This is a genomic window from Desulfosporosinus acididurans, from assembly GCF_001029285.1.
Taxonomy (GTDB): domain Bacteria; phylum Bacillota; class Desulfitobacteriia; order Desulfitobacteriales; family Desulfitobacteriaceae; genus Desulfosporosinus; species Desulfosporosinus acididurans.
Genome location: NZ_LDZY01000006.1, coordinates 1 through 25,558 on the forward strand (window position 1 = coordinate 1; position 25,558 = coordinate 25,558).

At 40.9% G+C, this 25,558-nt stretch carries 29 protein-coding genes; all 29 read right to left on the reverse strand.

Going from position 1 to position 25,558, the window contains the following annotated elements; all coding sequences use genetic code 11:
- A partial coding sequence (locus DEAC_RS09255; protein ID WP_047810035.1) for a transposase occupies positions 1-671 on the reverse strand: 671 nt, incomplete at its 3' end.
- Positions 672-788: 117 nt separating this feature from the next.
- Positions 789-1,292 carry an LbetaH domain-containing protein gene (locus tag DEAC_RS09260; protein WP_047809789.1) on the reverse strand — a complete coding sequence of 168 codons (504 nt, stop codon included), beginning with the start codon at positions 1,290-1,292 and terminating at the stop codon, positions 789-791.
- A gap of 141 nt (positions 1,293-1,433) precedes the next feature.
- Positions 1,434-2,606, reverse strand: coding sequence for an acyl-CoA reductase (locus DEAC_RS09265; RefSeq protein WP_047809790.1), 1,173 nt, complete (start codon positions 2,604-2,606; stop codon positions 1,434-1,436).
- Positions 2,593-3,636 carry a LuxE/PaaK family acyltransferase gene (locus DEAC_RS09270; RefSeq protein WP_047809791.1) on the reverse strand — a complete coding sequence of 348 codons (1,044 nt, stop codon included), beginning with the start codon at positions 3,634-3,636 and terminating at the stop codon, positions 2,593-2,595. The genes DEAC_RS09265 and DEAC_RS09270 overlap by 14 nt, the downstream gene beginning before the upstream one ends.
- Positions 3,633-5,024, reverse strand: coding sequence for an AMP-binding protein (locus DEAC_RS09275; RefSeq protein ID WP_047809792.1), 1,392 nt, complete (start codon positions 5,022-5,024; stop codon positions 3,633-3,635). The genes DEAC_RS09270 and DEAC_RS09275 overlap by 4 nt, the downstream gene beginning before the upstream one ends.
- Positions 5,025-5,026: 2 nt before the next feature.
- Positions 5,027-5,266 (reverse strand): acyl carrier protein, encoded by a 240-nt coding sequence (locus DEAC_RS09280; RefSeq protein WP_047809793.1) that lies wholly within the window; start codon positions 5,264-5,266, stop codon positions 5,027-5,029.
- 26 nt (positions 5,267-5,292) lie between these two features.
- Positions 5,293-5,976, reverse strand: a complete 684-nt coding sequence (locus DEAC_RS09285; protein WP_083996025.1) for an MBL fold metallo-hydrolase — start codon at positions 5,974-5,976, stop codon at positions 5,293-5,295.
- Positions 5,957-6,991: a UDP-2,4-diacetamido-2,4,6-trideoxy-beta-L-altropyranose hydrolase gene (gene pseG, locus DEAC_RS09290; RefSeq protein WP_047809795.1), complete on the reverse strand. Its 1,035-nt coding sequence runs from the start codon at positions 6,989-6,991 to the stop codon at positions 5,957-5,959. Before pseG ends, DEAC_RS09285 begins: the two co-directional genes overlap by 20 nt.
- Positions 6,992-8,038, reverse strand: a complete 1,047-nt coding sequence (pseI, locus tag DEAC_RS09295; RefSeq protein ID WP_047809796.1) for a pseudaminic acid synthase — start codon at positions 8,036-8,038, stop codon at positions 6,992-6,994.
- Complete coding sequence (gene pseH / locus DEAC_RS09300; RefSeq protein ID WP_047809797.1) at positions 8,035-8,580, reverse strand: UDP-4-amino-4,6-dideoxy-N-acetyl-beta-L-altrosamine N-acetyltransferase; 546 nt, start codon at positions 8,578-8,580, stop codon at positions 8,035-8,037. Before pseH ends, pseI begins: the two co-directional genes overlap by 4 nt.
- 157 nt (positions 8,581-8,737) lie before the next feature.
- Positions 8,738-9,472 (reverse strand): cytidylyltransferase domain-containing protein, encoded by a 735-nt coding sequence (locus tag DEAC_RS09305; protein ID WP_047809798.1) that lies wholly within the window; start codon positions 9,470-9,472, stop codon positions 8,738-8,740.
- Positions 9,473-9,562: 90 nt separating this feature from the next.
- Positions 9,563-10,201: a DegT/DnrJ/EryC1/StrS family aminotransferase gene (locus DEAC_RS09310; protein ID WP_047809799.1), complete on the reverse strand. Its 639-nt coding sequence runs from the start codon at positions 10,199-10,201 to the stop codon at positions 9,563-9,565.
- 103 nt (positions 10,202-10,304) lie between these two features.
- A complete protein-coding gene (locus DEAC_RS09315) occupies positions 10,305-11,258 on the reverse strand; it encodes a dTDP-glucose 4,6-dehydratase (protein WP_047809800.1) in 954 nt (317 codons plus the stop codon).
- A complete protein-coding gene (locus DEAC_RS09320; protein ID WP_047809801.1) occupies positions 11,255-12,274 on the reverse strand; it encodes a polysaccharide biosynthesis protein in 1,020 nt (339 codons plus the stop codon). Before DEAC_RS09320 ends, DEAC_RS09315 begins: the two co-directional genes overlap by 4 nt.
- Positions 12,275-12,460: 186 nt before the next feature.
- Positions 12,461-13,642, reverse strand: coding sequence for a glycosyltransferase family protein (locus DEAC_RS09325; RefSeq protein ID WP_047809802.1), 1,182 nt, complete (start codon positions 13,640-13,642; stop codon positions 12,461-12,463).
- Positions 13,643-13,811: 169 nt separating this feature from the next.
- A complete protein-coding gene (locus DEAC_RS09330) occupies positions 13,812-15,662 on the reverse strand; it encodes a motility associated factor glycosyltransferase family protein (protein WP_047809803.1) in 1,851 nt (616 codons plus the stop codon).
- An 11-nt stretch (positions 15,663-15,673) separates the two neighbouring features.
- Positions 15,674-15,952, reverse strand: coding sequence for a hypothetical protein (locus DEAC_RS09335; protein ID WP_047809804.1), 279 nt, complete (start codon positions 15,950-15,952; stop codon positions 15,674-15,676).
- A gap of 3 nt (positions 15,953-15,955) precedes the next feature.
- The gene (gene fliS, locus DEAC_RS09340) at positions 15,956-16,366 is read right to left on the reverse strand and encodes a flagellar export chaperone FliS (protein ID WP_242847114.1); all 411 of its coding nucleotides are present in this window, start codon (positions 16,364-16,366) and stop codon (positions 15,956-15,958) included.
- 57 nt (positions 16,367-16,423) lie between these two features.
- Positions 16,424-17,944: a flagellar filament capping protein FliD gene (fliD, locus tag DEAC_RS09345; protein WP_047809806.1), complete on the reverse strand. Its 1,521-nt coding sequence runs from the start codon at positions 17,942-17,944 to the stop codon at positions 16,424-16,426.
- A 17-nt stretch (positions 17,945-17,961) separates the two neighbouring features.
- On the reverse strand, positions 17,962-18,330 hold the full coding sequence (locus tag DEAC_RS09350; RefSeq protein WP_047809807.1) for a flagellar protein FlaG: 369 nt from the start codon (positions 18,328-18,330) through the stop codon (positions 17,962-17,964).
- Positions 18,331-18,443: 113 nt separating this feature from the next.
- Positions 18,444-19,268, reverse strand: a complete 825-nt coding sequence (locus tag DEAC_RS09355; protein WP_047810036.1) for a flagellin N-terminal helical domain-containing protein — start codon at positions 19,266-19,268, stop codon at positions 18,444-18,446.
- A gap of 329 nt (positions 19,269-19,597) precedes the next feature.
- Positions 19,598-20,632 carry a glycosyltransferase family 2 protein gene (locus DEAC_RS09360; protein ID WP_053006357.1) on the reverse strand — a complete coding sequence of 345 codons (1,035 nt, stop codon included), beginning with the start codon at positions 20,630-20,632 and terminating at the stop codon, positions 19,598-19,600.
- Between the two features lie 48 nt (positions 20,633-20,680).
- Entirely contained in the window at positions 20,681-20,932 is a 252-nt protein-coding gene (csrA, locus tag DEAC_RS09365) for a carbon storage regulator CsrA (RefSeq protein WP_047809809.1), read from the reverse strand.
- Positions 20,933-21,403: a flagellar assembly protein FliW gene (locus DEAC_RS09370; protein ID WP_047809810.1), complete on the reverse strand. Its 471-nt coding sequence runs from the start codon at positions 21,401-21,403 to the stop codon at positions 20,933-20,935.
- 41 nt (positions 21,404-21,444) lie between these two features.
- Positions 21,445-22,002, reverse strand: coding sequence for a DUF6470 family protein (locus tag DEAC_RS09375; RefSeq protein ID WP_047809811.1), 558 nt, complete (start codon positions 22,000-22,002; stop codon positions 21,445-21,447).
- A 31-nt stretch (positions 22,003-22,033) separates the two neighbouring features.
- A complete protein-coding gene (flgL, locus tag DEAC_RS09380; RefSeq protein WP_047809812.1) occupies positions 22,034-22,999 on the reverse strand; it encodes a flagellar hook-associated protein FlgL in 966 nt (321 codons plus the stop codon).
- 32 nt (positions 23,000-23,031) lie between these two features.
- Entirely contained in the window at positions 23,032-24,585 is a 1,554-nt protein-coding gene (gene flgK, locus DEAC_RS09385; protein ID WP_047809813.1) for a flagellar hook-associated protein FlgK, read from the reverse strand.
- 3 nt (positions 24,586-24,588) lie between these two features.
- Positions 24,589-25,071: a flagellar export chaperone FlgN gene (gene flgN, locus DEAC_RS09390; RefSeq protein WP_047809814.1), complete on the reverse strand. Its 483-nt coding sequence runs from the start codon at positions 25,069-25,071 to the stop codon at positions 24,589-24,591.
- 34 nt (positions 25,072-25,105) lie between these two features.
- Entirely contained in the window at positions 25,106-25,462 is a 357-nt protein-coding gene (gene flgM / locus DEAC_RS09395) for a flagellar biosynthesis anti-sigma factor FlgM (protein WP_345788158.1), read from the reverse strand.
- Between the last annotated feature and the right edge of the window lie 96 nt (positions 25,463-25,558).

Here is a 25,558-nt window from a genome sequence, read left to right on the forward strand (position 1 = left end):
TTTTTCTTAATTCCCCAGTGAGGCATCTGCGGGATTTGCTGTTCGATCGCCTTAAAATCAAGAGGAAGTTGTGCTTCAATTTTCTTCTCAAAGAGGGGTCGATTCTCTTCCAGTTCCTGTTGCTCTTTGAGCCATTTCTCCCGTTCCGCTTTCGGTTTTCGTCCGCGTTTTTTGGGGGTTTGCTCGACTGGGGCCTCTTCTTCTTTCTTTTTCTCAGGTTTACGATCTCTCGCTTCAATATGAGTAGCATCGATGGCGATAACATCCCCATCGATGAAGCCTTCTTGAAACGCCTGAGAGACTAGTTCATTTTGAATGTTTCCTAAAGCAGAAGAGACATGGATTTTTTGAATCATCCGAGTATAAGAGGACTCACTAGGGACTGAATCTGCCATCGTAAAACCGCAGTTGAAACGGAATTCCAAGCTATTTTTTAATCGTTTTCGTAAGTCTTTAATCGTAGGAATTCGTTCGATGACTCGAATGAATAAGGAGTAGATCATGGCAGAATAGTTAAGTCTTGTTGGAGCTCCGAGTATTGCTCTTTTGGAAACAACTCTCAACAACGAGGTGATGTCAAGTGTATCGAAAATGAGGGGATATGATTTTTTGGGAGACATTTCTAAAATTTCCTCCAAGGAAAATAGCCTTTCTTGGCGAATACTAAACATTGGGAGTACTCCTATCTACCTCTCGGTGTTGGTTTGGTCGCTTACACTTTTTCGAGGTTTTGGGGAGGTACTCCTCTTTTTGTCCTTAAAAAGATTAGTAATATCAATGGGTTCAAGTTATGAAACTAATTCAATTTCCGAAGGAAAATACTGATCTAAATCTAAAATTTCTTTGAGATTGGAATCATCAATTTCACATCGAAATTTTATTATATTATTTAGGGTTTTTCTTGACTGATCATCAGTTAAAATTTCTCGTAATAAATTTATTTTCTCTATATTATTTATAATAATTTTTTTGTCATAAAGATTATTAATAAGTCCATGACAATAAATAATAGAGTAATCATTAAACCCCATAAGGTCTAATTGGTTTTTAATTTCTGAAAAAAAGTTACTAGCGATAAAAATATGAAGATTAGGCATTAAATTAATCAAATTATCTGGCGAAATTATTTTTATTCCGAAAAGAGCTTTTCCCCACTTATTACTATCATTATCAATGAAATAGCTAATGTTTAGACCATTGTCTTTTAAATAATTAAAAACATATTCTCCACATTTTGATGCGCCGAAAATAACTAACGTATTATTTTTAAATTTATTTAAAGCTGTGCTCATATTCTTTACTCTCCTTCATTTAAAGAAGTTTCAATAGAAATCTCCTGCTACATTACGGAGATTGCCGAAAGTAATTATTTTTACTTTACATCGTTGAAGGGAATCTAGGAATGATGCTTGTTCAAACTAGTCACTCTCCCGCTATTTCGCGCTAATAATACGAGACAACGTACCCACCAGATCATAACCATCCCATATAACATCAATATCCATGGCATCCCCTATTGGGACAATTCTATCAATCCCAGGAATCTCATTGGCAATAACAAAGTTCTGCAGTTCATCTTTTTCCAGTCCAAAATAAGTCATCGTCTGATATTTTTCAGTTATAAAGGGTATCAAGTCTCTATAATCCTGAATGGCAAATTCATAGAAGTAGCCATTCTTTCCCCTCAAACATGTCAAATCGTTGGGCAAATTAACCAAATCAATGCGATAAAGCAAGTTGCTTTCATGGTATGTTCCTTGAATAGTATTCATCTCAATAATGTCTTCACAAAGATGACTATACTTATCCATTGCTGCGGCCTGTTCGAGAATATAGTGCCGGTTTACATAAGATTTTACCGAGCCCCAGAAACGTTCACGAGCCTCCCTGCTATCCTGCAGCCAAAAGACAGTTTGCGGTGAAGAACAGGCATTTTGATCCATTAGATACGTATCATTGTAAAATCGTTCAGCAAGTTTATTCATTATGGCTTCATCCGCCTCGATGATAGCCTCACCGTTTATGATGGCTATCGAATAACGATCAGCAAAGGTAATATCCACACAACGAGGTTTTGAAGGCATGGCCTTAATTAATTTTATGGTTTCATCTCCGCCCCAGATCACCCGTGCGTCCGCCATGGCAGAGAAGACGGAGGTGGTATCAGAATTCGCTGGATAAGAGATAATGGCATTTCTCTCTTTAAGCGTTGGAAATTCTGCGAAGACCTTCTCTATAGCTCTGCAAATGATTTGAACTTGCGGAAACGGCTTCGACGATACTCTGACAATATTGGAATTCCCGGCGAGCAGAGAAAACATCCAGGAAAAGGAAAAGTTTACGGGAATGTTTGAAGGAGCAATATGAAACGTCAATCCTCTGCCCAACCTGTTCTCATAGGGGCCATAGTTCTCTTTCAGCTTGGTAATATTTGCTTTTCTGCACCAGAAAGCGAACGACATGATATCCGAATACTCTTTCGCTTCTTTGCTATGCATCAGTACAGATGACAACCTATAAGCAAATTCACAAGCCATGCCGTTATAAGGCCTGGCGGGGACATTTACGATATTATCTGTGCCAGCCAAACAATTAACGCCGTTCATAAGTATCACTGCACCCCCTTATTTCAGCTCCCTTAACCCTGCCATGAACTTTAAAATACTTTCCCAAGCGTCCGCAGGGACAGTCATCAACCCCTAATAGTTCCCCCTCATCCTCGGTCAGCAGAACGTGTCCCGGATAACTGGTGGGAAGCAGCGAAGTACATTGGATCAGACCTTTTCCGCTTGGCAGCTCTGAAAAATCGAGGGGATTACGAATGCTTATATCCGAAAAAATTGAGGCGTGCAGATGCCCGTACTCGCATTCCATGAAAATCGAACCGGTTTGTTCCACCATACCGTAATAATTCAGAACCTGGTCAATACCCGCTGCTGAGCGGATTTCGTTTTTGAAAGTCTCATTATCGACAGATAAATCTCTAAGTTTCTTCCAGCCTCCCCCATGAATCATTACCCCGTTCAGGGAAAAGGAAATGCCTCGTTTCTTCAGGGCTAAATAAAAATGCTCCCATATCATGAAGGTAAAGCCAAAGACCAGGATTTTTTCCCCCGTATGTTTCTGACAAAAATCTTCAATGGCTTGGAGATTAAGGTTCATTTTTTCATCCAAGGCATACGTTATATCTCTGCCCAAGATAGAAAAGCCCAATATACCGGCGCCTCGGGCTGAAAACATATCTCTGTTTTTGAGTACTGCGGTTGAATCAATGATCAACATAGGCATACGTGCTTTACCGGTAAAATCGGATACGATTTTTGCTAATACTTTCGTCTGCCGGGCAGAATTTTCACGATCTAAATAAATTTTCGAGACAGCTTGTCCTGTAGTACCGGAAGAAGTCATGGTTTTAACGATTTTCTCTTTATCAATACTCAATAATTCATATTTCTTAAAAAGCCGTACGGGCAGAGGCCTTCCTAAACCTAACACTTTTGAAAGCTTCTTGTATGCCTCGCAATGTTCATAATGGTGGCGGGATAACTCCATGACTGCTTGTTTGTATAAGTCGTCTTTATCAGATTGGCGCAGCCCAAAAGGCGGCATTACAAACAATGTTTCATAATTTATCATTTCCACTGCCCCAATTCAGAATATAAAATTTTCCCCGACTCATTGCGCGGAATGCTCTCAATTTTGCTAATCTCGAAGGCACTTCGATTAAGTCCGGTCAAGCCGGTCATTATTTTCAAAACTTCATCAGGCTCGCCGTGATCAAGATAAATTCTGACATGATCATCTTCGCCGGCACAGGCTGCCTCAAACCCGCTTTTCTGGAGCAAACTTTCCAATTCATCCAGATTTACTCTGTTTCCATAGACTTTTAAAAACCGCTTTTTGCGGCCCACAATATAATAGAACCCATCTTCATCTCTCCTTGCCATATCGCCGGTCCTTAATATACCGCCCAACTCATCGCCCTTGGCTAAATCCTCTTGGCAGGTAGAATATCCCATCGTTACGTTATTTCCGTGATAAACAAGTTCTCCCGTTATATCGGGTTCATTAATCACCGAACCGTTATCGTTCTCAAGCCAAAATTTCCCGCCCGGAATCGAGATACCGATACTTCCCGCCTTACTAATTGAATACTCCTGGGGAACGTAAGACATCCGTGCCGTTGCCTCAGTTTGGCCGTACATGACTATGAAACGAATCCCTTTTTCAGCACAGCCCTGAGCAAACTCAAGATGCAGCTCCTTGCCCAATCTGCCGCCCGCTTGAGTCAGAACTTTTAGGGAAGGTAAATACATTCTTAAAAATCTCAAGCGCTTGAGCATTTCATAGGTGTAGGGAACGCCGCCGAAGGTGGTTGCCTGTTTTTCTTTAAGCAGTGACCAAAATGATTTTTCCATTAGAGAGTCATTCGTTAAAATGATCGCTGCACCTTTGAGTAAATGGCTGTTAATAATTGACAGTCCATAGGTGTAACTCATCGGCAATGTGGTAATAGGCCTGTCGTCACCGCTAATCGTTAAGTACTGGGCGATGGATTCCGCATTATGATTAATATTACGATATGTTTGACGCACAAGTTTGGGACTACCCGTACTACCTGAAGTTGTGAGAAGCAAAGCCAGTTCCGGATGAAGTTCAGCCTTCTGCCCATACTCAGTTTTAATAAGAGCATAATCCTTATACACATAGCGGGCTTGTCCTGGACAAAACCCTTTTGGGGCCCAAATATAGTTCGGTTCGTAAGTATGCAGCAAGCTAGCAAAGAGCTCTCTGTTAATAACCGGGTTGATCATCACCGGAACAACCCGCATCTGCAAAAAAGCAATATATCCTGTAACTGATTCAACATTATTGCTGCAAAGACAAAAGACCAAACACCGATCATTTATTTGGGCGCGGAGATCATTCACCGCAATCTGTAACTGTGCGTAGCTCAAACACTCTTGCTCAGTAATAAGGGCCTTTTTTTCCCCAAACTGTTCAAGCTTATCGTAAAACGTCATAATTACAGCTCCACTTCATATTTTGTCATGAACTCCTTACCCTTGTCGTAGGAACTGAAGTCAACAATGTCATCGGTATCGAACATAATGTCAAAAGCATCCTCCAGTGCTGCAATCAGCTGCATATGCCCAACACTGTCCCAGGCCTCAACCGACTGATAAACAAGGTCACTGTTCAATTGCTCTTCAGTTATATCAAAGGTCTCCATAAATGCCGTATTATATTTTTCCAAGTTTGTCATCCTTAAACCCTCCCTAGCATCATTCGCTAAAACTGATAGTTCTTAATCAGAAATTTTTCCCCATGCCCCGGATAGACAAGGGTGTCCGGCTGCAATGCCTTTAAAAAAGGTTTTGACGTTTCCTCAAAATCCTTAGACCCGTTTTTGTAATTCTTAGTCTCTGTTTTAACCTCAGGAAGCAATGTATCCCCGGAAAGGAGAATAGTTTTATCTAGCAGAATACAAATACTTCCTCTGGTATGGCCCGGTGTTTCTATGAGTTCAATTGTATGGCCCTGCCAGTCAAAGCTCTGATAATCAGAGAAGGTATCATCGGCAGTACAGGAATAGGGTTCAACCTTTGGCGCCTCCCCTTTTTTTAGGCCATTTTGAATAATACAGTAAGCTTCAAAGTGACGGGAATAATTTAAGCGGGAATCGATAATTCTCTCAGCACAAGCTTTACTGCAGAGCACTTGACATTCAAACTCTTTCTTAAAAGCATTAACCCCGCTGATATGATCATAATGTTCGTGGGTAAGAAGCAGATAATCTACACTCCCTCCCCATTTCCTTATTTTTTGCAGAAGTTCTTCTGTGGCATAGGGATCTATGATCAGAATGTGTCCGTCTTCAATGAATATATACATGTTTGACTTAAGAAATGGTGTAATAAACGTTTTAATTTCCATAGAAACTCCTGAACCAGATTTAACAATGTTTAATTGCATTAGTGAAGGTACTAACGCTGTTCACAATGTTAGCGACTCCTTCTCTGCAAACGAGTTGGAGAATCTTCTGACGAATTCGCTTTCTTTCCGCCGGAGTATCCAGAAGGGTATTCACGGCTTCAGACAATGCTGAAGAATCCACATCGGTATAGTTTCCTAAGACAAGAGAAAGATTATATCTCTCTAAAATTTGCTGTAAAGGCAGCTGGTTAGCAGCCTGCAGCACAAACAAGGGCACAACTCCCATAGCAAATAATTCTTTGACCGTTCCGCCGCCGGCAGAGATTGCTATATCACATTGGGCCATAAGTTTCGCCATTGACACAGGATTCCTGATAATCTCCACTTGGCTTTGGCACAAGTCTGCTGCACGTTCAATAGCGCCGATATTCTCCATGAGCGGCCCACAGATCACTTTTAGATTAATATTTTCAAGTTTACCCAAAGCCTTTAAAACAACGGGAGTAAAATTCCGGACATCGGCACCGCCCATGGTAATAAGTATCGTTTCGACGTGTTCACGGAATGGAGCCGGTGAGATTTCCCGAAATTCCTGCCTAAGAATACTAAACTTATGACCCAGAAGCTTTAGTTTTACATTGCTGGAACTATAATCTTTAGCAAGAGCATCGAAGTTGTCGTTGACAATCACATCACAGTCATAGCGATAAGTTAATGAACTGTCATCAATCGCAGCAACAACCGCTCCCGATTGTTTTAAAACTGGGTAATACTCATCAATGAGCCAATAAGAATCAACAAAAACAACATCTGTATTACCTCTGCTTAAATATGAGGCCAATTCAAAGGCTTCCTCCAGCAGTGAAGAATGTTGTTTAAGTTCAACAGCCTTAAACCCCTTTTCCCGCAGCCAATTCAGGCCCTTCGACTGGTACTCAGAATAAAAAACGACTGAGTCGCCCTGGCGAATGAACTCAGAGGCAATCGCACTGCAGCGCATAAGGTGTCCCATACCCTTTTTTCCGTCTCCGTCAGCACGAAAGGCAATGTTCATTTATTTAACCAGCTCCCACCTTAATGGCGTTCCCATCTCGATATCACAAGCTGCTTTTCTGCCCAGAATTTCATAATAATATCGAGTATGCAGCCCTTTTCCCGGCCTTACAGAACGAAGATTCTCTGCCGTAAATTCTTCGCCGGACTTAATGTCTTTGCTGACATACAGCGACCGTCTGAACCCCCGGCCATATAATTCGTCCTCTCCGTAACTATAGGGCGTCTCGCCAATCGCCGCCTGCGTTGCCCTCACCTCATCGACCATCTGCTTGAACTCTTGAGGTTCCATGGAAAAACTGCTGTCGGGATTTTTAATACGTCTATCGAGACAAAAATGTTTCTCGATAATCCTTCCCCCAAGTGCGACGGCAATGACTGAGGCCAGCGAACCCATCGAATGATCTGACAAGCCGGAAATTACATCAAAGCGTTCTGCTAAATCAGAGACTGTAATCAGATTCATTTTTTGTGGAATTGCCGGATACAGGGTGGAGCATTTAAGCAAAGCTAACTGATCGTTTCCTGTGCTTCGAACTGCCATCACTGCCTCTTCAATTTCCTCGACACTAGCCATTCCGGTAGAAATAATCATGGGTTTCCCTTTTTCTGCAGCATATTGAATCAAGGGAATATCAACAATCTCTGAAGAAGCTATCTTATAAAAATCTACATTGAGATCTTCCAGAAAATCAACCGCTGTGTTATCAAAGGGCGTAGACAAAAAATCGAGACCGATCTTTTCAGCCTCCTCCTTGATCTTGCCTTGCCATTCCCAGGGGGTATAAGCCTCTTTATACAAATCATGGAGATTGTATCCGCTCCAAGTACCGCTTTGAAGCATAAAATCCGGTTTCCGGCAATCGAGAGTTATGGTATCAGCCGTATAAGTCTGAACTTTGACACAGTCTGCTCCGCTTTCCTTGGCAGCATGAACGATTTCTAAGGCATTAGACAAAGATCCGGCATGATTAGCGCTCATTTCCGCTATTATATAAGCAGGGTTTTGCTGGGAGATAATTCTGTTTCCAATTCTTAATTCTTTCATAGCTCTATCTCCAGTTTGTTGTATTTAAAACGTGTTTTGCCGGCTGCCCATTCTTCTTTCAGCATTGAACAAACGATAACATCGAAATATTCACCATTTTTATAGACAGCCTTCCGCAAAACTCCTTCTTGGGTATAGCCATTAAGCACCAACATTTTCGCAACTCTTTGGTTGTTGCTCATTACCTCCGCTTGGATACGATTGAGCTTCAAGATGTCAAAAGCAGCCGTTAACAAACCGGTTTCCTGCGCTATCACCGTGCCAAAATCTCTGTCCTGCCGTTCGGCTATATATCCACCGGATTTGCAGCAAAGATTTTGATAGTCAATTCCAACTAAACTGGCTATACCTACCGGTTTATCGTGCACCATCGTAATCCAATGCTTTTGTGTAGGGTCAGTTTGAATTCTCCGGAACCACTCGCGCTGTCCGTCTAAGGTGAGAACGGGATCTGTAAACATGACCCTGGTAATATCCGGACGCATACGCCAGTTCATAATCATTTCCAAATCAGATTCCTGTATTTTCCTCCATTGAACCATTTTTATCACCATCCCCCAAAAAGCAAGTTTTTGTGAGTCTGTCGGTTAATATCATCTTCCGCTAGGTCTACCTAGGTTGTTTAGAATAAATAAAAATCCAGAGGAAGCCTTAGGTCAAGAAGTTGTTAGAAGTTTTAACAAGCCCCTGTCAGGAGAATTACTTTTTGGGATCCTTTTGCTGAATATGCCCATTTATGGTCTGCAGTTCAGGACTATGATCCATTAACTCAATAACTTTTTGCAAATCAATAATTTCGCGCTGACTAAGCAAGATCTCGTAGATACTTCGAATAAGTTGAATATCTGCCGGAGTATCAACAGTAAGCCTATAATTAGGACGATGCATCCATGCCGGTGCTTCCACAGATGCCAAACGGAATTTTTCCGGGTGTTCATACATATGGATCGTTACATGTTCCCGTTCGTAGGGCTGATGGGCTGTTTCATGGGCAAGCTTAAGAGCTGCAAAGGTAAAGACTTCACCGGTAAGCCCCCTTGGCAAGGGTTTACTATTAAATGATAGATAATCAACGTTTCTTTGTTCAATCTCCCCGATAAGTTCATCAATACCTTCATAATCCACAAGAGGGCAGTCCGCAGTCACTCGCACAACGATATCAGCCTGATACTGGCAGGCCGCATCGTAATAACGTGCTAAAACATCTAATTCGCTTCCCCGAAAAACAGAAGTGTTTCTTTCTTGACAAAAACGAGCAATTAAATCATCTTCTGGATTTGAGCTTGTAGCTACAACGACTTCAGTTATACGCTGAGAATGACTGAGCCGGACAAGAATATGATCCAGCATCGGTTTGCCGACAATATCCATCAGAACTTTGCCTGGTAATCTCTCCGATCCCATTCTGGCCTGAATTATACAAACGACTCTCATCTCGTTCCCGCCTTCCTAAAGACTTAAAGATTTAAAGTTTCAAGCACTTGCTAAAAACGTTTAGCTTCCTATGTTAATAGGATGGGGATTTTAGCGCAGATAGTGGGCGATAACCTTATGGACTGCTTCAATAACATCTTGAACATCCTGATCCTTCATCGCCGGAAAAGGCGGCAAGGTCACGATCCGTTCATAAAACCTCTCGGTTTGAGGACATTCCGGACGATAATCCAGACGAACGCCTTGGTAACTTGCACCATAAGCGTGAGCAGCATCCTCAATAATAGTCAAGCCATACTTTTGCGAGATTTGGCGAATTTTATCTATTTCTACAGGTCTGCCCGTATAATCTACAGGTATGATAGTCCTGGTTTTTGGCGTAATAAGGTCTTCAATCGTTTCTGGATCAATATTTCCCGTCAGAGGATCAATGTCGGCAAACACCGGATGTCCTTTTTGATATAGCACACAATTAGCCGAGGCAGCAAAGGTCATAGGCGTTGTGATTACTTCATCATTTTCCCCAATTCCTGCAGCAAAAGCCGCGCCCACATATGCCGCGACCTCCTGTTCAAACTGTGCAATCGCGGGTCCCGTTGTCAAAAAGTCCCCGCGCAGAATCTGAGCAACTGCTTCAACATCCTCGTCGCCAATCCACTGTTTGCCATAAGGGAGATAAGTATCACGTACTGGTTTTCCGCCGCAAATAGCTAATTGTTCGGTCATCATCTCATTATTTTTCTCCCATAAACTTAGATAAGATCTGTTTACTATTAATTTGCCATGTTTAAATTTTCAAATATCAACGTTCAGGTATCGACAATTATTTAATTTAGGTACTTATAACATCGGGTTGCTCACTCATCCAAGTCCTTATCCTTAATAATCCATCCTCAAGACTAACTTTTGGTTCCCAATTTAAGAGTTCTTTAGCTTTATTGGCATTGCAAAGTAATTTCTGAATCTCACTTTGAGGATGAATATGAGCAATGTGGTTAATTTGACGAGCATCTCCACAAATTTTATAAGCCAAACCGTTAATGGAAATATCTTTTCCTAAACCGGCATTGATAATTTGACCATTAACAGAATCACTCAGCCCTGCTGCCACGACAAAACGAGCACAATCCTCAACGTACAGCAAGTCGCGAGTTTGTTCCCCGGAACCATAAATATTTAATGTTTCATCTTTAAGAGCCTTACTGGTGAAAATGCTGACCACTCCGCCTTCTCCGGAGGCTTTCTGTCTCGGGCCATAGGTGTTAAAGGGACGTATGACCACAGTAGGCAAACCATAAGCATAAAAATAGGACAGCACCATATTCTCTCCAGCGATCTTTGAACCGGCATAAGGAGAAGCAGGCTTAATCGGTGAATTTTCATCGATCCCCTTGGTGCCTGTCGCTTTGTCATAAACCATGCAAGTGCTCATAAACACCATTTTAACACCATGGTTTCGACAATATTCCAGAACATTAAAGGTTCCAATCACGTCATTTTCAAAGGTTGTCTGAGGATCATCAATACTGTCTTGGACATTGATGCTGGCGGCTAAATGGTAGCATACAGCAAAGTCATTGGCGAACAGTTCCTCAAGGATACGATTATCTTTAATATCGCCGCGTATAAAGCCTTTAAACCCACTACTCTTAACATAAGATTTCAAGTTCTCCTCTGAACCATTGGATAAATTGTCTAAGGTCCAAACCTCATGTCCATCCTGTAATAACTGAGCAACAACCCAAGAACCGATAAACCCGGCGCCTCCAGTAACTAATGCCTTCATTGCCTATCCTCTCCAGTCAAAAGTTCTGCAGCCAGCAAACGGCGTATCTCGTTATGAGTGAGAACTTGTCCCCTTTCAGAGCTGTAATTTCCCTCAGAAGCTTTCTTAGCCGGATGTTTGACGGTTCTATTGCCGCCAAAAGGAGCAGGAATAGCATACATATGTGTGTATTCATAAGCATTCTTAGACTCTTCTGAAGTCATGAGTTCCTCATACATCTTCTCACCCGGTCGAAGCCCGATCTGCTGGACTTCCACTTCACTAGCTTTAATTCCATATTTTTCGCAAACAAGATCGATAATGACTTCCGCAAAATCGCCTAAGCGTACAATAGGCATTTTAAATACAAAAACTTCACCGCCAACTGCAAGCTTTATGGCTTCCAGTGTTAAGCGCGTTGCTTCAGAAACGGTCATCATAAAACGAGTCATCTCCGGAGAAGTTAAGGTAATTCTACGCTGCTTAAGAATCTGCTGCTCAAATAAGGGAATCACAGACCCTCTAGATCCCATAACATTGCCAAAACGCACGGCTGAAAAAACAGTAGAACCTGAACCTTTTTGATATTCGGCAGCGACAATTAAACGCTCTGCCATCAGTTTTGTAGCGCCCATCGCATTTGTCGGGCTAATCGCTTTATCTGTGCTGGTAAAAATAACTTTCTTCGCTTTAGATTCTAAAGCTGCTTGTATTACATTTTGAGTGCCGACAATATTCGTTTGAACTGCTTCAAAAGGATTGTACTCACAGGCCGGTACATGTTTTAAAGCAGCTGTATGGAATATATAATCAATTCCCTCAAAGGCTCGCACCAGACGGGAATAGTCTCTTACGTCTCCTAATAAGAAGCGAAGATTCGGAGTTCCCTGATATTGTTGCTGCAATTCAAACTGTTTAAACTCATCACGACTGTAAATACGAATAACTTCCGGCCGCTCTGCAAGCAGGGCCTCCAATAGAGACCGCCCTACAGTCCCTGTTCCACCGGTGATTAAAATTCGTTTTCCTTTAAACACTGACCGAACTCCTTTCTGCCTTACATTCAGACTTCCGAGAAAACCTTCAGAAAAAGAAGTCTTTTTGTGCCGGAAGATGATCACTGAGCTGCCACAGATATACCGATACTGCTGTTGAATGAGATAAGGCAAGACGTTGTGTGATATAATCAGATGTTGGAAAACACCATTTTTCCAGATCCTCTGTTAGCTCATGCTTATTTTCTTCTTCATAGTATAAACTTCTACGATTTCAATAATTTTTTCGGCTCTATTCCGCCATGTATGTTTTGTCTCAGCTTTCTTTCTTCCTTTATTTGCAATTGCTGAAATTTGATCAGGCTTTGAAAGATAGTCTGCAATTTTGTCCGGAAGAATATCAAGATCTCTCCAGTCAAATAAAAGAATTTCCTCCTCGGATTCAAATGCTGAGGCAAAATATTGATTGTTGTCTGCAACCGCCATTGCTCCGTTAAGCATCGCGGAGAAAACCCTTTCATGGGATCCGTTAGCAAAGTTCGGACCAATATTTAGAACAATTTTCGACTTATTCATTAACTTCAACATACTTAAAAAGTCTACCGGCTGATGTATTCTTAATGAGCTTGCACGATAGATATCTTCCCATCCATTCCCATAAATGTCGACTTCTATGCCGCTTTTTGCCAAAACTTCGATAACCTTTTCTCTTCTGCGAGCTCGGATAAATTGATCAACTGGACGAAGAAGCAAGTTCAATTTATAAGACAATTCGTCATCCACGTATATATCACGGTTTTCGATCAGCTTATTCAGTGAATCCTCCATTGAAATACCATTTTGCCATAAGGTCGCTTCAATTACTTCATCTAGAATTCTCTTTATATAGTTTGGTAAATCTTTGATTGGCTCATAAGCATGGTTAGAATTTAGATATGATCCCCCAAAGAGAACATTGATCTTCCTATTGCTTTCATCGGAGTCATTATCACCGATCCATTTGCTTCCTCCATGAGGTAGAAAAGCCTTTGTCGCTTGGTGTTTTACCTGCTTTAAATAATTAACATGATCACGATCGACACATGTTACAATCATGTTTTTCACTAAGCCAAGCCTTTCTTCATGATACAAAGGGTGATCCACGAGTACCGCTACAAAAGGGATGTCTAAAACATCATACATGTTTTGATTATCCAAATTAATAGCACCCCCCATAGCATTAAAGGCTACGGCAAATTCACAGGGTTGAGAAAACGCCTTGTTAAGTTCATCGTTCATATTTGGCGAAAGCAAATCGACAATATAGACTTCTTTTCCTAATTGTTGGCTAAAGGCAGCACCCAGTTGGTCAATAAAAATTCTAAGAACATCATACTGCGATTGCCCTTTTAAAAGCACTATTCTACCCATTTGTTACCTCATTATAATTATTATTGTTTCATATTTTATACTTCCCATAATACCCCTTTGTTTAGAAATTTTCTCACACTCTGTACTTCCTTAATAAAATTAGTTTGGGAATATTTTATCAAACATATTACCATCAATATTCTCATCTATATCATCGAGCCTAATAACTCTATTTTTCCTCTTGCGCCAGATTAGAAACAGCATCTTCGAGAATCTTTTTAAGTTTCGCCAGGAAGTCATTTAAATCCAAAAACATTTCCTGCAATAATTTAGCTTTATTAATAACCATTTCCTCTGTATGATCATCCATAATACCATTATTTAAGTTTATATAATCACCCATCCTGCTGACATATTCAGGTCTGAACAGGGAGTATATCCAATCATCGGCAATAATGTCATAAGCTATCTGATACATTTGGTTTAAGTACCTTTTTTTAATCTCAATAGAAATATTAACATCTCGAACAAATTCATACATATTCGCAGCTCGTATATAAACCTGTTCGGCTATACTCAATTTCTTAATTCTTGTCATAAACGATTGCTTGATTATTTCAATTCTCTCTTCGTATAGGATATCTTGAGAATAATCATCTAGCCAATTTGCAAAAGAAGTTTTCTTAGGCGAACCTATACCAACATATTCTTCCATAGCTTCCTGCAAGGTCATTTGAACAGTACCCATAATTTTGGCTCCACCTTCAGTTGCATTAATGAGTAACGTCGGATAGCGCTCCAAGAATATTTCATACCAATCTCTGAAAAATTTCCATGTTATTTGCGATGGTACCTTTTCTCCGTAATAGCCCTCTAAATAGACAACTTCAGATAGAGACTCTAAATTTACTTTAGCCTGATCGTATACACTTCCTGCACTATGAGTATGTCCTTCTTCGCCAAAAGCTAAATCCTGACCAATTAAAATAATTGCCGTAGCGCCAATATGACGGGCAAAAACAAAGGTAGAATGGGTTACCGATAATCCTAGGGGCATAATACCGTTCCCCAAAGCATGAGCCAACTCGTGCCCGAAATATTCTCCTCCTCCGAAGATAAATAAATGATGCTTAAACAAACTTGCACTGCGTGAGTCAATAACCGGGTTAGCGACTAAGACAATGGACTCAGGAATTGGTTCATCCCTCTTATAATGCTTTTCCGGAATAAGAGGGGTTCTATCCACACTAAAAGTAGCATCTGGAACTATCCCATTGTCCAATAATTTATTAAAAACAGTATTCACGCAAAAAATCGTGACTCGATCTTGCCATTCCTTAAGCACAGCAATATTCTTATTCAGAGATGGTCCCGCCAAAACAATTACCACCGGCTTTTTCCAAGTATTATAAATACGGTCAAGTGATGGTGAAGCGGCCAAATAAGGGACATGCTTTACGTGATTAGTCAAGCCTTGAACCGGCCAATTCAAATCACTCCCTAGGCCATGACGATGATACTGTAAAGTTTCAAGAACATAATGTCTTATTTCTTGTACTGATGGCAACTCTAAACGGTATTTCGGAGGAAAGTATAAGAAACCGATTCTCTGCAGCTTAAGCATTACTTTTCCTAAGATAAAAAGTCCGTCCAAAATAGCCCTGATTTCTGATGGTTTGCCAAAAGCCAAGACGACTCGACCGGTAGCTATTATTTCCTCAAAATCGATTACGTGCATTGCGGCTTTCACGATATCCCAATCTGTCTCTAAGACAAAAATAAGAGTTGATTTTGGTGTTTGATCTAATAACTCGATCAAATGATAACCTAAGCCTAAACCAAAAAGAAAAATTGAATGATAAGAGGCAATATCCCCTCCGGCAATCAATATTGAGGCCTCTTCCAAAGGGGCATAAGCGCTATGCAGGAGAATATCCTGCCCTTCTATTCGCTTTGTTGCCGTATAGTACCCCGTCTCACCCATTATTAGACTTACCGAGGAAGGTCTGTGCGAATCTAAGACCTGTTCTTCGAACCCTTGAGAGATAAGATAGGCTAAATTTTTCTCAAAAAAAGTCACATTAATCATCCTCATTCAGTCTTTAATAATGGTTTAATTTCATAGATCAATACATCTGAAAGCCGGACATAATCCTTAGCCTCTAGATATTTTAAAGACCGCAACAGTAATTGCTGAAATGTCCCTTGTGCAAGGACAGGCATTTCTTGGGCAATTACCTCCAATCTCTGAAAAACACACTCAAGCTCTTGGAGGGCCATACTATCCTCATTATGAATAAATAATTCACGAATATAATCTAAAGTAAGAATTAATTCCGGTTCTCGCTCTTCATTGTTTGTATTTTGCATTGTTTACCTTTTCCCCAGTCCGTTAGTTTGCTGATTAACAATCTTAGCGGCCTTTGCCCAAGTTTCACGAAAACTTCTCAAAAAATCTTCAACCGGTTTAAGACGTTCTGAACTTTTTTCGATATTCGCCATGAGCACTTCGTTTTGGTAAAATTCATAAAGTTTCCTTAAATTAACAGCAATTTCCCCTTGTTCCATGTCTAACGAAATATTTAATTCCGTAAAAATGTCTTGAAGTTTCTGCAGCCACTTATTCGTTTCTTCATAATTCCTCTGTTCCATTGCAACACGTGCCTGAATAAGGAACCGGATCGCTCCATCATATAGCATTAATAACAATTTATCCGGCGTGGCTGTTGATACTGAGGTTTGTCTATAGGCACTATAAGGATTACTGTTTGTTGAGTTAGGCACGATAGAGCGATCCTCCCTTGGCGAATTTTGTTAAAACAATAGGATGCATATACAACCTTAAGATTTTGAACTTGAATAACTTGGAATTGAATTAATCATGTTTGTTAACGAAGTTCCTTGCGAATTAAGTGAAGATAATATTGTCTCTAAATTAGAGAATTTTAGATTTAACATATTTTGATAGTCTGTAACCCGTTCTTGAAAATCGCTGATATCACTTTCCAGACCCGAAATCTGATTAGTATAATTTGTATTTATCGTACTAAGAACCCCGCCATACTCAATTAAAGGATTGAGATAAGCTGACAAGGTATTTCCCAGCCCTTGGACAGCTGTGCCGCCTAAACCGTTTGTTGGGAGTACTCCGTTATATGAAGCACTAAACAGGTTGGCGACACTTTGGGGATTGGCAGCATAGGCTGTTTCGAATTTTGAAGTATCAAAGTTTAAGGATGCACTTTCGCCAAAATTATCACTTGAAGTTGAGATACCAACAGCACTTAAAATATTATCCCCAGTGGTAGGATTATTAAATGTTCCCCCCATCATTTCTCTGAGCTTTGACTGGATATTCTCAAGTTCCGCATCTCCATACAATACACCCGCAGTACCTGTTGAGGTATCATAACTAAGGTCGGTGGAGATTAAACTTTGCACAGAATTATAAGCACTCACGAAGGATTTAATGGCGCTCTCCGCAGTTGATGTATCCGAAGCTACTGTTACCGTTGAGCTGCCGGGAGCAACCAGGTTCAAGGTAACTCCTGGGATTGCCGTTGTCACCTTATTGGAACCACTTGTTATACCGATACCATTAACGGTAAAGCTGGCATCCTTTGCAGCTTGAGATATTCCGGCAGGGGTAGCGGACAACGTGTCATAGGTCTGAGGATGACCTGAGCCATCCAAGGTCAATCCGAGCGCACTTAATGTCCCATTCGGATCTGTAAATGATATTGCATTAGCTTGCCCTGTGCTATTGCTGGTGACGGAAAGACGGTAGCTACTGCTGCCCACTTGGATTACCGATGCGCTAACTCCAACCTGAGCACTATTAATTGAGTTCGCAATATCCGTCAGTGATGGATCTCCTGAAGAAGAACTTTTCACAGCAATGTTTTTTCCATTAATAGCGAAGTCCCATGTTGAAGTTCCTGCTGTAGAATTGTAGCTATAATTGTTTGAGCCCATAGCACTTTGAAAAGTAGAATCATCGGTGGCAGCGCTGACCACCGTCTCGGCTGTTGCCGTATTAGCAACAGCGACTGTATAATTTCCCGCTAAAGCACCAGGTCCTCCCGTTGCATTTACGTAGCTTGTGTTACTGGAAGTTGCAGTAGTTGCACTCCATGTATCAGAAGACTCAAGTGCCGCAATGGTGTCATTTAAAGCAGATAAACGGGTGTTAATATCCTGCCAGGCAGATTGCTGCTGTTGCACCGTACTCTCTTGATTTTGCATTTGAGTTAAGGGAAGTTCATAATTTTGAACCATCGCCTGGATAACGCCTGTGAAATCATATCCTGACAACCCAGTCAGAGCCGTTGAAGATGTAGAGGATGTTGAACTGACGGACATAGAATATCACACCCTTTCTAAGTAAACTTATTAAGGATCAGCCCCGCTAAACTGCTAAAAGAACCCATTAATTCCATAAGGCTCTTGGGCGGGACTTCCCCTAGAACTTTACCTGTATCGCTATCTATAACCTTTACCGACACCTGATGGTTCTTATCATCGACACTAAATTTCATCCTTTTGTCGACAATCCCCATCATGCGATTCATCTTTTCTGCCGCTTTCTCAACTTCTTCCCGCGAAATTTCTTCTCGAGACGATGGAACTTCATCTTTTCGGTCTACAATCGGCACTAATATTTCTTGTGTAGTATTCGACTTCTGGTCAGGAAAAGCGTCGACCGGCAGAACGGCGACCCCGTTATTGGGCTGGATCGGATTAACCACTCTAGCACCTCCTGCTCAAACTCCATCAAACAGTTTTCTAATTTAACAAAAGAGACCGACCGGCTGACCGCCGACCGGCTCTCTTGTTAAGAATAACCTTATTCTAAAAATACCTATTGCAGGAGTTTAAGAATCATTTGAGGTGTTTGGTTAGCCTGAGCCAACATGGCCGTCCCAGCCTGAGCCAGAACTTGGTTTTGGGTAAAGCTTGACATTTCAGAAGCCATATCTACGTTAGTAATTTGCGATTGGGCAGATGATAAATTTTGTGCAGCCGTTGTCAAGTTATTCATCGTAAAGTTAAGCCGATTTTCCAAAGCTCCTAACTTTGCCCGTGCCGAAGATACGGAATCAATTGCCGCGCTGATAGCTCCGATTGAAACGCTTGCACCACCCCTAGTGGTAACAGAGACTTTAGTCGTATCAACCTTCAACCCTGACGCTGTCATTGTGGCAATATTAAGGGAAATTGTTTGACCCCCATTAGCACCAATTTGGAATTTTAATGCGGAGCTACTTAAACTTCCATTAATAAGGTTTTTAGTGTTGAATTGCGTTGTATTTGCAATCCTGGTAATTTCGGATTGCAGAGCTTTTACTTCAAGACTAATTTGGGTGCGGTCAGATGTTGTATTCGTATCATTGGCAGACTGGACAGCTAGTTGTCTCATCCGTTGAAGAATAGCTTGAGTTTGACCCATGGCACCTTCAGCAGTCTGAACTAGAGAAATTGCGTCTTGCGCGTTTCTGTTTGCTTGATTCAAGCCATTGACTTGTGCCGTCATCTTTTGAGAAATGGCTAATCCTGCGGCATCATCTGCAGCCGAATTGATCCGATAACCTGAGGACAGCTTGGCCAGCGAACTTTGAAGTGAGTTCTCAGTTCTGTTTAAATTGTTTTGAGCAGTTAAGCTGCCCATGTTGGAATTAATAAACATTGACATTGTTTTTCCCTCCATGAATTTAATTTTCCCACATCCGTGTGAGAATTTTACCAATCCTCTTACTCGTCGACGAAAGTAAGTAATTACATAGTATTTATCGAATAATCCTTTCACTTTCTAAAGGGCATTTTTAGGCAAAATATCAATAATTACAATGTTTATCTCTTTTTTTCTCGTATTTTCGCCCCATATTAATAAAGTCAATTCTTTGCCTTACGTTTTTACATAGGTTTTAATCAATTAATTATGAATTATCAAAAATAAAACACAATTGATCTCAAAGGAACAGGTTAGTAAGTATTACCACCTATAATGATAATGGGTCAATATATTAAAATCTGTTTGTTTGCTAACACATCTGGATGATTTGGTTTGTAAAATTCCGCTAAAGAATTGTGTTTTAATGCCTCTGTCATATCGCCTAATTTAATAAAACATCTACACATTTGAAAATTTGGTATAAAGTTCATATAGTCAATATTTAAATCCGCGCTTGCAGCACCTGAAGCCAAATAATACCAATATAAAGCTTCTTCGTAATCTTCCATTTTCATGTAATAACTGCCTAATTCACAACATATTTCAGAGCTAACAACTCCATTTAAGGTTTTTGTTATAACCTTAAACAGGTTATGCGCATCTGAAATTAAATTATAATATCTAGCTAAAACGCAATAAGAAAGTCTTTTATCGTCTGGTTTTAAAGTCTCTTCCATTAACGATCTATTAAAATAGTCGAAAGCTTTTAAGAAATCCTCATCAGTTCCGCAGATAAATAATTCTCTGGCATACATCATATGCAATCTTGAATTCAAGACTTGACCATTACCGGTAGATTTAACAAATATTGAAAGATCTCTTTGAAAATGGCCTTCTTCAGGTTTATGGATTATTTTTATATCACTTGTTAAGACGTTATTGTAACAATCGATTACTTCATGTATCGGGTCAATCCATCTAAAAGTCCTCAATCTCTTAAAAAGTTTGGGCCGATTCTCTTCATCAAAATTATAGGTACTACCCTTTTCCAATTGATTGGTGTATTGCATTTCTACAATATCAACATCAGGGCTGATATCACTTTTTAATAATAAAAATTTTTTAATATTATCATCATCGATAACTTCATCGGCATCGGCAGTATAAATATAATCCATGGTCGCCTTAGAAAAACAAAAGTTTCTTGCAGCTGCAAAATCATCTACCCATTCGAAATCATAAATCCCTGGTGTATAATTACCTGCTATTTCTTTAGTTCTATCGGTTGACCCGGTGTCAACTATGATTATCTCATCTGCTATATCTTTTAAACATTCCAGGCAGCGTTTAATAAACTTTTCCTCATTCTTCACGATCATACATAGGCTAATAGTTGTCACTAAAGTCGTCACCCCTACTTGTGTTCCTTAGCTATTTTCTTTTTTAACGATCCCAAGATCCCTTAAAATAATTTTAAGGGACTGTTCAAATTCTTCCCCTGTCACCGCTTCACGGTTTTGTCTCTGGATTTCTCCGTAAACCTCACTTCTAAGAATCCGAATTTCCCGCGGTGCCTCAATACCGAGCCGCACATTATCCCCAGATATGGCCACAACGGTTATCTCTATGTCATCGCCAATCTTGATGGTTTCATTCAGTTTCCGTGTAAGAACCAGCATTTAATCAACTGCCCCTTCCTGTCCCTGATTGCCAGCATCATCAAAAATCAAGGGTTGCTTCGTGAGATACTTTTCATCCATTAAAATAAGCTGAACTCCCACTTTTTGAACGTTATTCAAAAGAATCGGAGCCCTCAAATTCACAGTGCTCTGAGCCACATCCTGTCTATCCAAAGTTACTATCGACCAGATATCCACATTGATATTTGATCCTTCATCTGAAAGGGCGCCAATGCTTGCAGATCCCTCTGACACTTGATTTAGTTTTAAGACCTCTGCATTGTCATCATCAACTTCCACACCATAATCCGGGAATAATAACCCTGGTCGAATAAGAATAAAGCCAATTCTTTCTTCATCAACAGAAATAAGCCGGGCAAATGGTACACCTTTTTCCTCAATAAGGCGAAACTTTCTATAGTCTTCGAAGCCCGGAATGCCCTTAACAAAATTGTAGACATTATCTATCATTATAAAGTCCTCCACTTCAACCTTTCCCGTCAGGAATTTTTCTACATCTTGTCATCAAATACAGAACCCGTGGTATAAAAATGTATATAGGGGTTCTGCTCCATATAAGCTTGAACCGACCCGTATTGTACTTCTCCCTCTACTGTGCCCGGGGTTACGTTTACTGATACCCCACCCATTTGCGCCTGACATTCAACAGATTGAGACGTCACTGAAATCTGTATAGGCTGGGTACAGGCAATTTGAAGCTTTTTCTGACGCGGTGCCGCAGCGTCAGAGACAATCTTGGCTACGGATGCCTTTTGGCTAAGATTGCTGAATAGATCTCCTTCTAAGACAATCCGTGAAATCCCGGCTTCACATGCTCTCTTTGCGTCTTGTCCGGCGATCTGCTGCTCGGCAGCCATACCATAATACCCCAGCGATTCTCGCGCTGGGGTATTATCGATTTCTAAAGTTGCCGCCGGTTGTTGCAGGAAAATTTCCGCGGGACTCTGCTGCAACTCCAGATCCGCCTGGTTGACTGTTAAGTTATATTGTAAAGGAGTAATCGTCAGTCCTATCTGGCCAAATTGTTGCTGAATCTGCAAATCAATCATATGCGGTCACCTCAACCTGATTTTTACAACCTTAACTCATAAAACTAACTAAAGAAGGCTGAATAATCTTAGCTCCAACAGACAAGGCGGCCTGATAAGTATTTTGCTGGCTCTCAAAATTTGAGATAGCTTGCGCCATATCAACACTCTGAACAGACGAAATGGCAGAATTCAAATTCGTTGATGCTACAGTTAATTGGTTTGAAATAGCGGTTATGCGATTAACGTTAGCGCCTAATGTAGCACGCTCCGTTGAGATAGTGTCAAGACAGGCTGTTATATTATCGATAGCGCCAGAAATAGTCGAAGAATCCCCGTTCCTTAAGGCATAGCTCAGTCTATCCAAAATACCTGTAGAGGAACCCGGAGGCGTACTGCCAGAGGGATCGAAAGGAGAAGATGATGACGATAGTAAACCATAGTAAGTAACCCCACTAGGAGCAGTAGGAGCGTTCTTAAAGACATCCTCCCCATTTACTGAAATATTAACCGTCGTTCCATTGCCAACATCTAATGTAAGCGGCGAGTAAGTAGACGCGAAGTTTGAGCTTGTCGTATCATCTACCGGCGCTTGGTCTGTCGAAGTACCATTAAATATATATCTGTCGCCATATTTGGTATTAGCAAGGGTTCCAACCTGCTTTGTTATCTGATCTATTTCTGCAGCAATGTCTTCTCGAGAACTTGTTGTGTTTGTATCATTGGCCGCTTGTATAGCCAGCTCATAAGCGCGTTGAAGCGTTGACTGCACGTCAGACAAGGTTGAATCCGTCGTGCCCATGAAAGACGAAGCTTGGGTCGCATTGGTCTGGGTTTGCGTAAGCATAGACAAACTTGTTTTAAGACCCAGTACTTTGTTTGCACCTGACGGGTCATCTGACGGTTCTTGAATACGAAGTCCTGAAGACATTTCGTTTTGAAGGTTCAACAAACTTTCTTGAGATATATTAAGATTTTGGAGAAAATTTCTCGACATCATTCCACTGGTTACCCGCAAAATACTCCCTCCTCTAGATACTGGGATTATCCTTATCTTGTAACTCCTAAGCCCGTCACAATCGTGTTGAGCATATCATCCAAGGTCGTGACCACCCTCGCGGCCGCAGTATAACTCTTCTGAAATTGAATCATATTGGTCATTTCTTCATCCAGCGATACCCCTGATACCGAATCTCGCTGATTCGTTAAATTAGTAACCAAGGTATCCTCTCCGGTTTTCATTCCGGTTGCTTCTTGAACCTTTACCCCAAACCCGGAAACAGTAGAATCATAATAACCTCCTAAGGAGGATGCAGATCCAAATTCAGATTCCAGATTTGATAAGGCAGTGCCTGATAAAGTGGACCACCCAGACGATAAATTGGCAATTGCTGAAGCAATGCTCCCATCACCTGAGCCCGAAGTCCCAGCAACAATATTATTAACATTAGTGTCATATTCGGTATCTACAGACGAGTCCAGGGCTATGTCACCTGCAGTAGTATCAGTACCATTAAAAAAATTAGTACCTGTTCCGGACGGATTGTAAATACCGTTAACAGCCGTAACTATTCCTTGGGCTAAGGTATTATACTTTGACACTAAGTCCGGAATGTCCTTGTCGCGAATATCAATATCTGATTGAAGGGTACCTGTTCCAGAAGCTAGACTAAGATTGGTACCCGCTTGAGCGGCATGAGGATCAGAAGAATCTATAGTCACCTGTGTTCCATCCGGAAGATAATAAGAATTTGCCCATTTAATAGAGGTAATAGTGTTCCCCCCTATACCTGATGTATTCGACGAAGTCGCTAATTGATAAGCCCGATCATTACTGACAAGCACTTGCGAGCCATCTCCGATATCCAATTCAAAATCCGTAACATTCGCGTTACTATTTGGATCAGTGCTGCGCGATTCTTTCACGTTAACGTTAACAATTTTAGATAATTCGTCAATCAGATTATCCCTGCTGTCCAGGAGAGAATTCGGATTATCACCCGTTCTTTCCGCTTCTTGAATTTGCTGTGTGAGAGCAGCAATCTGCTTGGAGTAACTGTTTATTTTGCTCACTTGATCATTAATATCCGAATCAGTGTTACTTTGCTCTGTTTTGAGTTGATTATAAACAGAATGGAAAGCATCTGTCAGCGTTACACCAGTTTCCTGGACAACGGCACGTGATCCGGAATTTTGAGGGTCTGTAGAGAGATCACTCCACGCAGTCCAAAAACTGTTTAGATCTGAACTCAAGCCTGAACCAGACCCTGTACTTGAAGCTTCATTCATGTCACTTTGAATATTAGTTAAACTTGTTTCCCTGCTCGTCCAATACTGCTGTTTCGACGTTTCGTTTCGGAGCTGCATATCGACGAACTTATCCCGGGCACGAGTAACCGTATCCATTGCTACACCGGAGCCTAAACTCTCATCTTTTCCCGTTGCCCATATTGTATAGGGGGTAGTTTCTGTTAAATTGGCGATCTGGCGCGAATACCCAGTTGTATTCGCATTAGAAATATTATTAGACGTAACATTTAAAGCAGCTTGCTGTGCATTTAACGCTCTGCGTGCAATTTCCAAGCCAAAAAAAGTAGAAGTCATACGTCAAATCCTCCGATCTAAAAAATGCAGCACTTTGTTTGTATCCTGAATCTTCTGCTGCGGATGCGAATAGGTGTGACTTCCCTGATATGTGAACAAACCAATAGTAAACTCAACGATTTTCATAGATTGCTTCAAAAGCTGGGTATTAAGGCGATGAATCTTTTGCAGTTCTCTTACCTCCTTTTCCAGCTCAAGACGCACTCCCTGTAAAACAGGAAAACGATTCGCGAGCACCGCCAGAGTCAGATCCTTAGTCTCCAGACCTAGTACAGAGGCAATTTGCTTCGTAAACAAGAGACGATCCTCTTCCAACCGATTAGCAACGAGGAGGAGTTGTTCCTCCCGAGCCGTGAATTCGTCAATTTTTTGAATATCATTTTCTATTAAGGCTTTTTGTTTGCCTATTTCTAAACCATTAAGTTCTGTATAATAGGCAACTTGTTCCTTTAAGTTTCTGTCTAAGTCCTCAAGCACTTCAGACATGGAATCTTCCTCCTCGCATAGACGCTAGACGCTCTTAGAAATTCGGCGGAAGCAATTTAGCGGCAATTTTTTGGGCATCCACTTTAAACTCTCCCCGTTCAATCTGCTTGGACAGAGTTTGAACACGATCTTCGCGAACGTCAGAAACTTCTTTTGCTTTTTGCAATAATGTCTGAAATGTTTGTACTTTGTCTGAAACGGCAACATTATCCGTTTCGCTCGTCGATCTATTTTTTGCTGCCGGCTTCAAGCGATTAGCTGCTTGGGTACAGCTCACCAGCGACATAAATGTAGGATCTACCTTCATTTCATTCACTCCAAGATACATAGTCTTACTTTGCTTATCGAAAAAAACAAGGCAAAACTTAAGAAAAACTTTCTCCATATTCATGACTCATTCTTTTCTCCGACAGTGAACTCGTTCAGCTAAAGCTGAACATCGGAGTTTCAGATAGGACTCTACCCAACCTGAAGTTAACGAAAAACC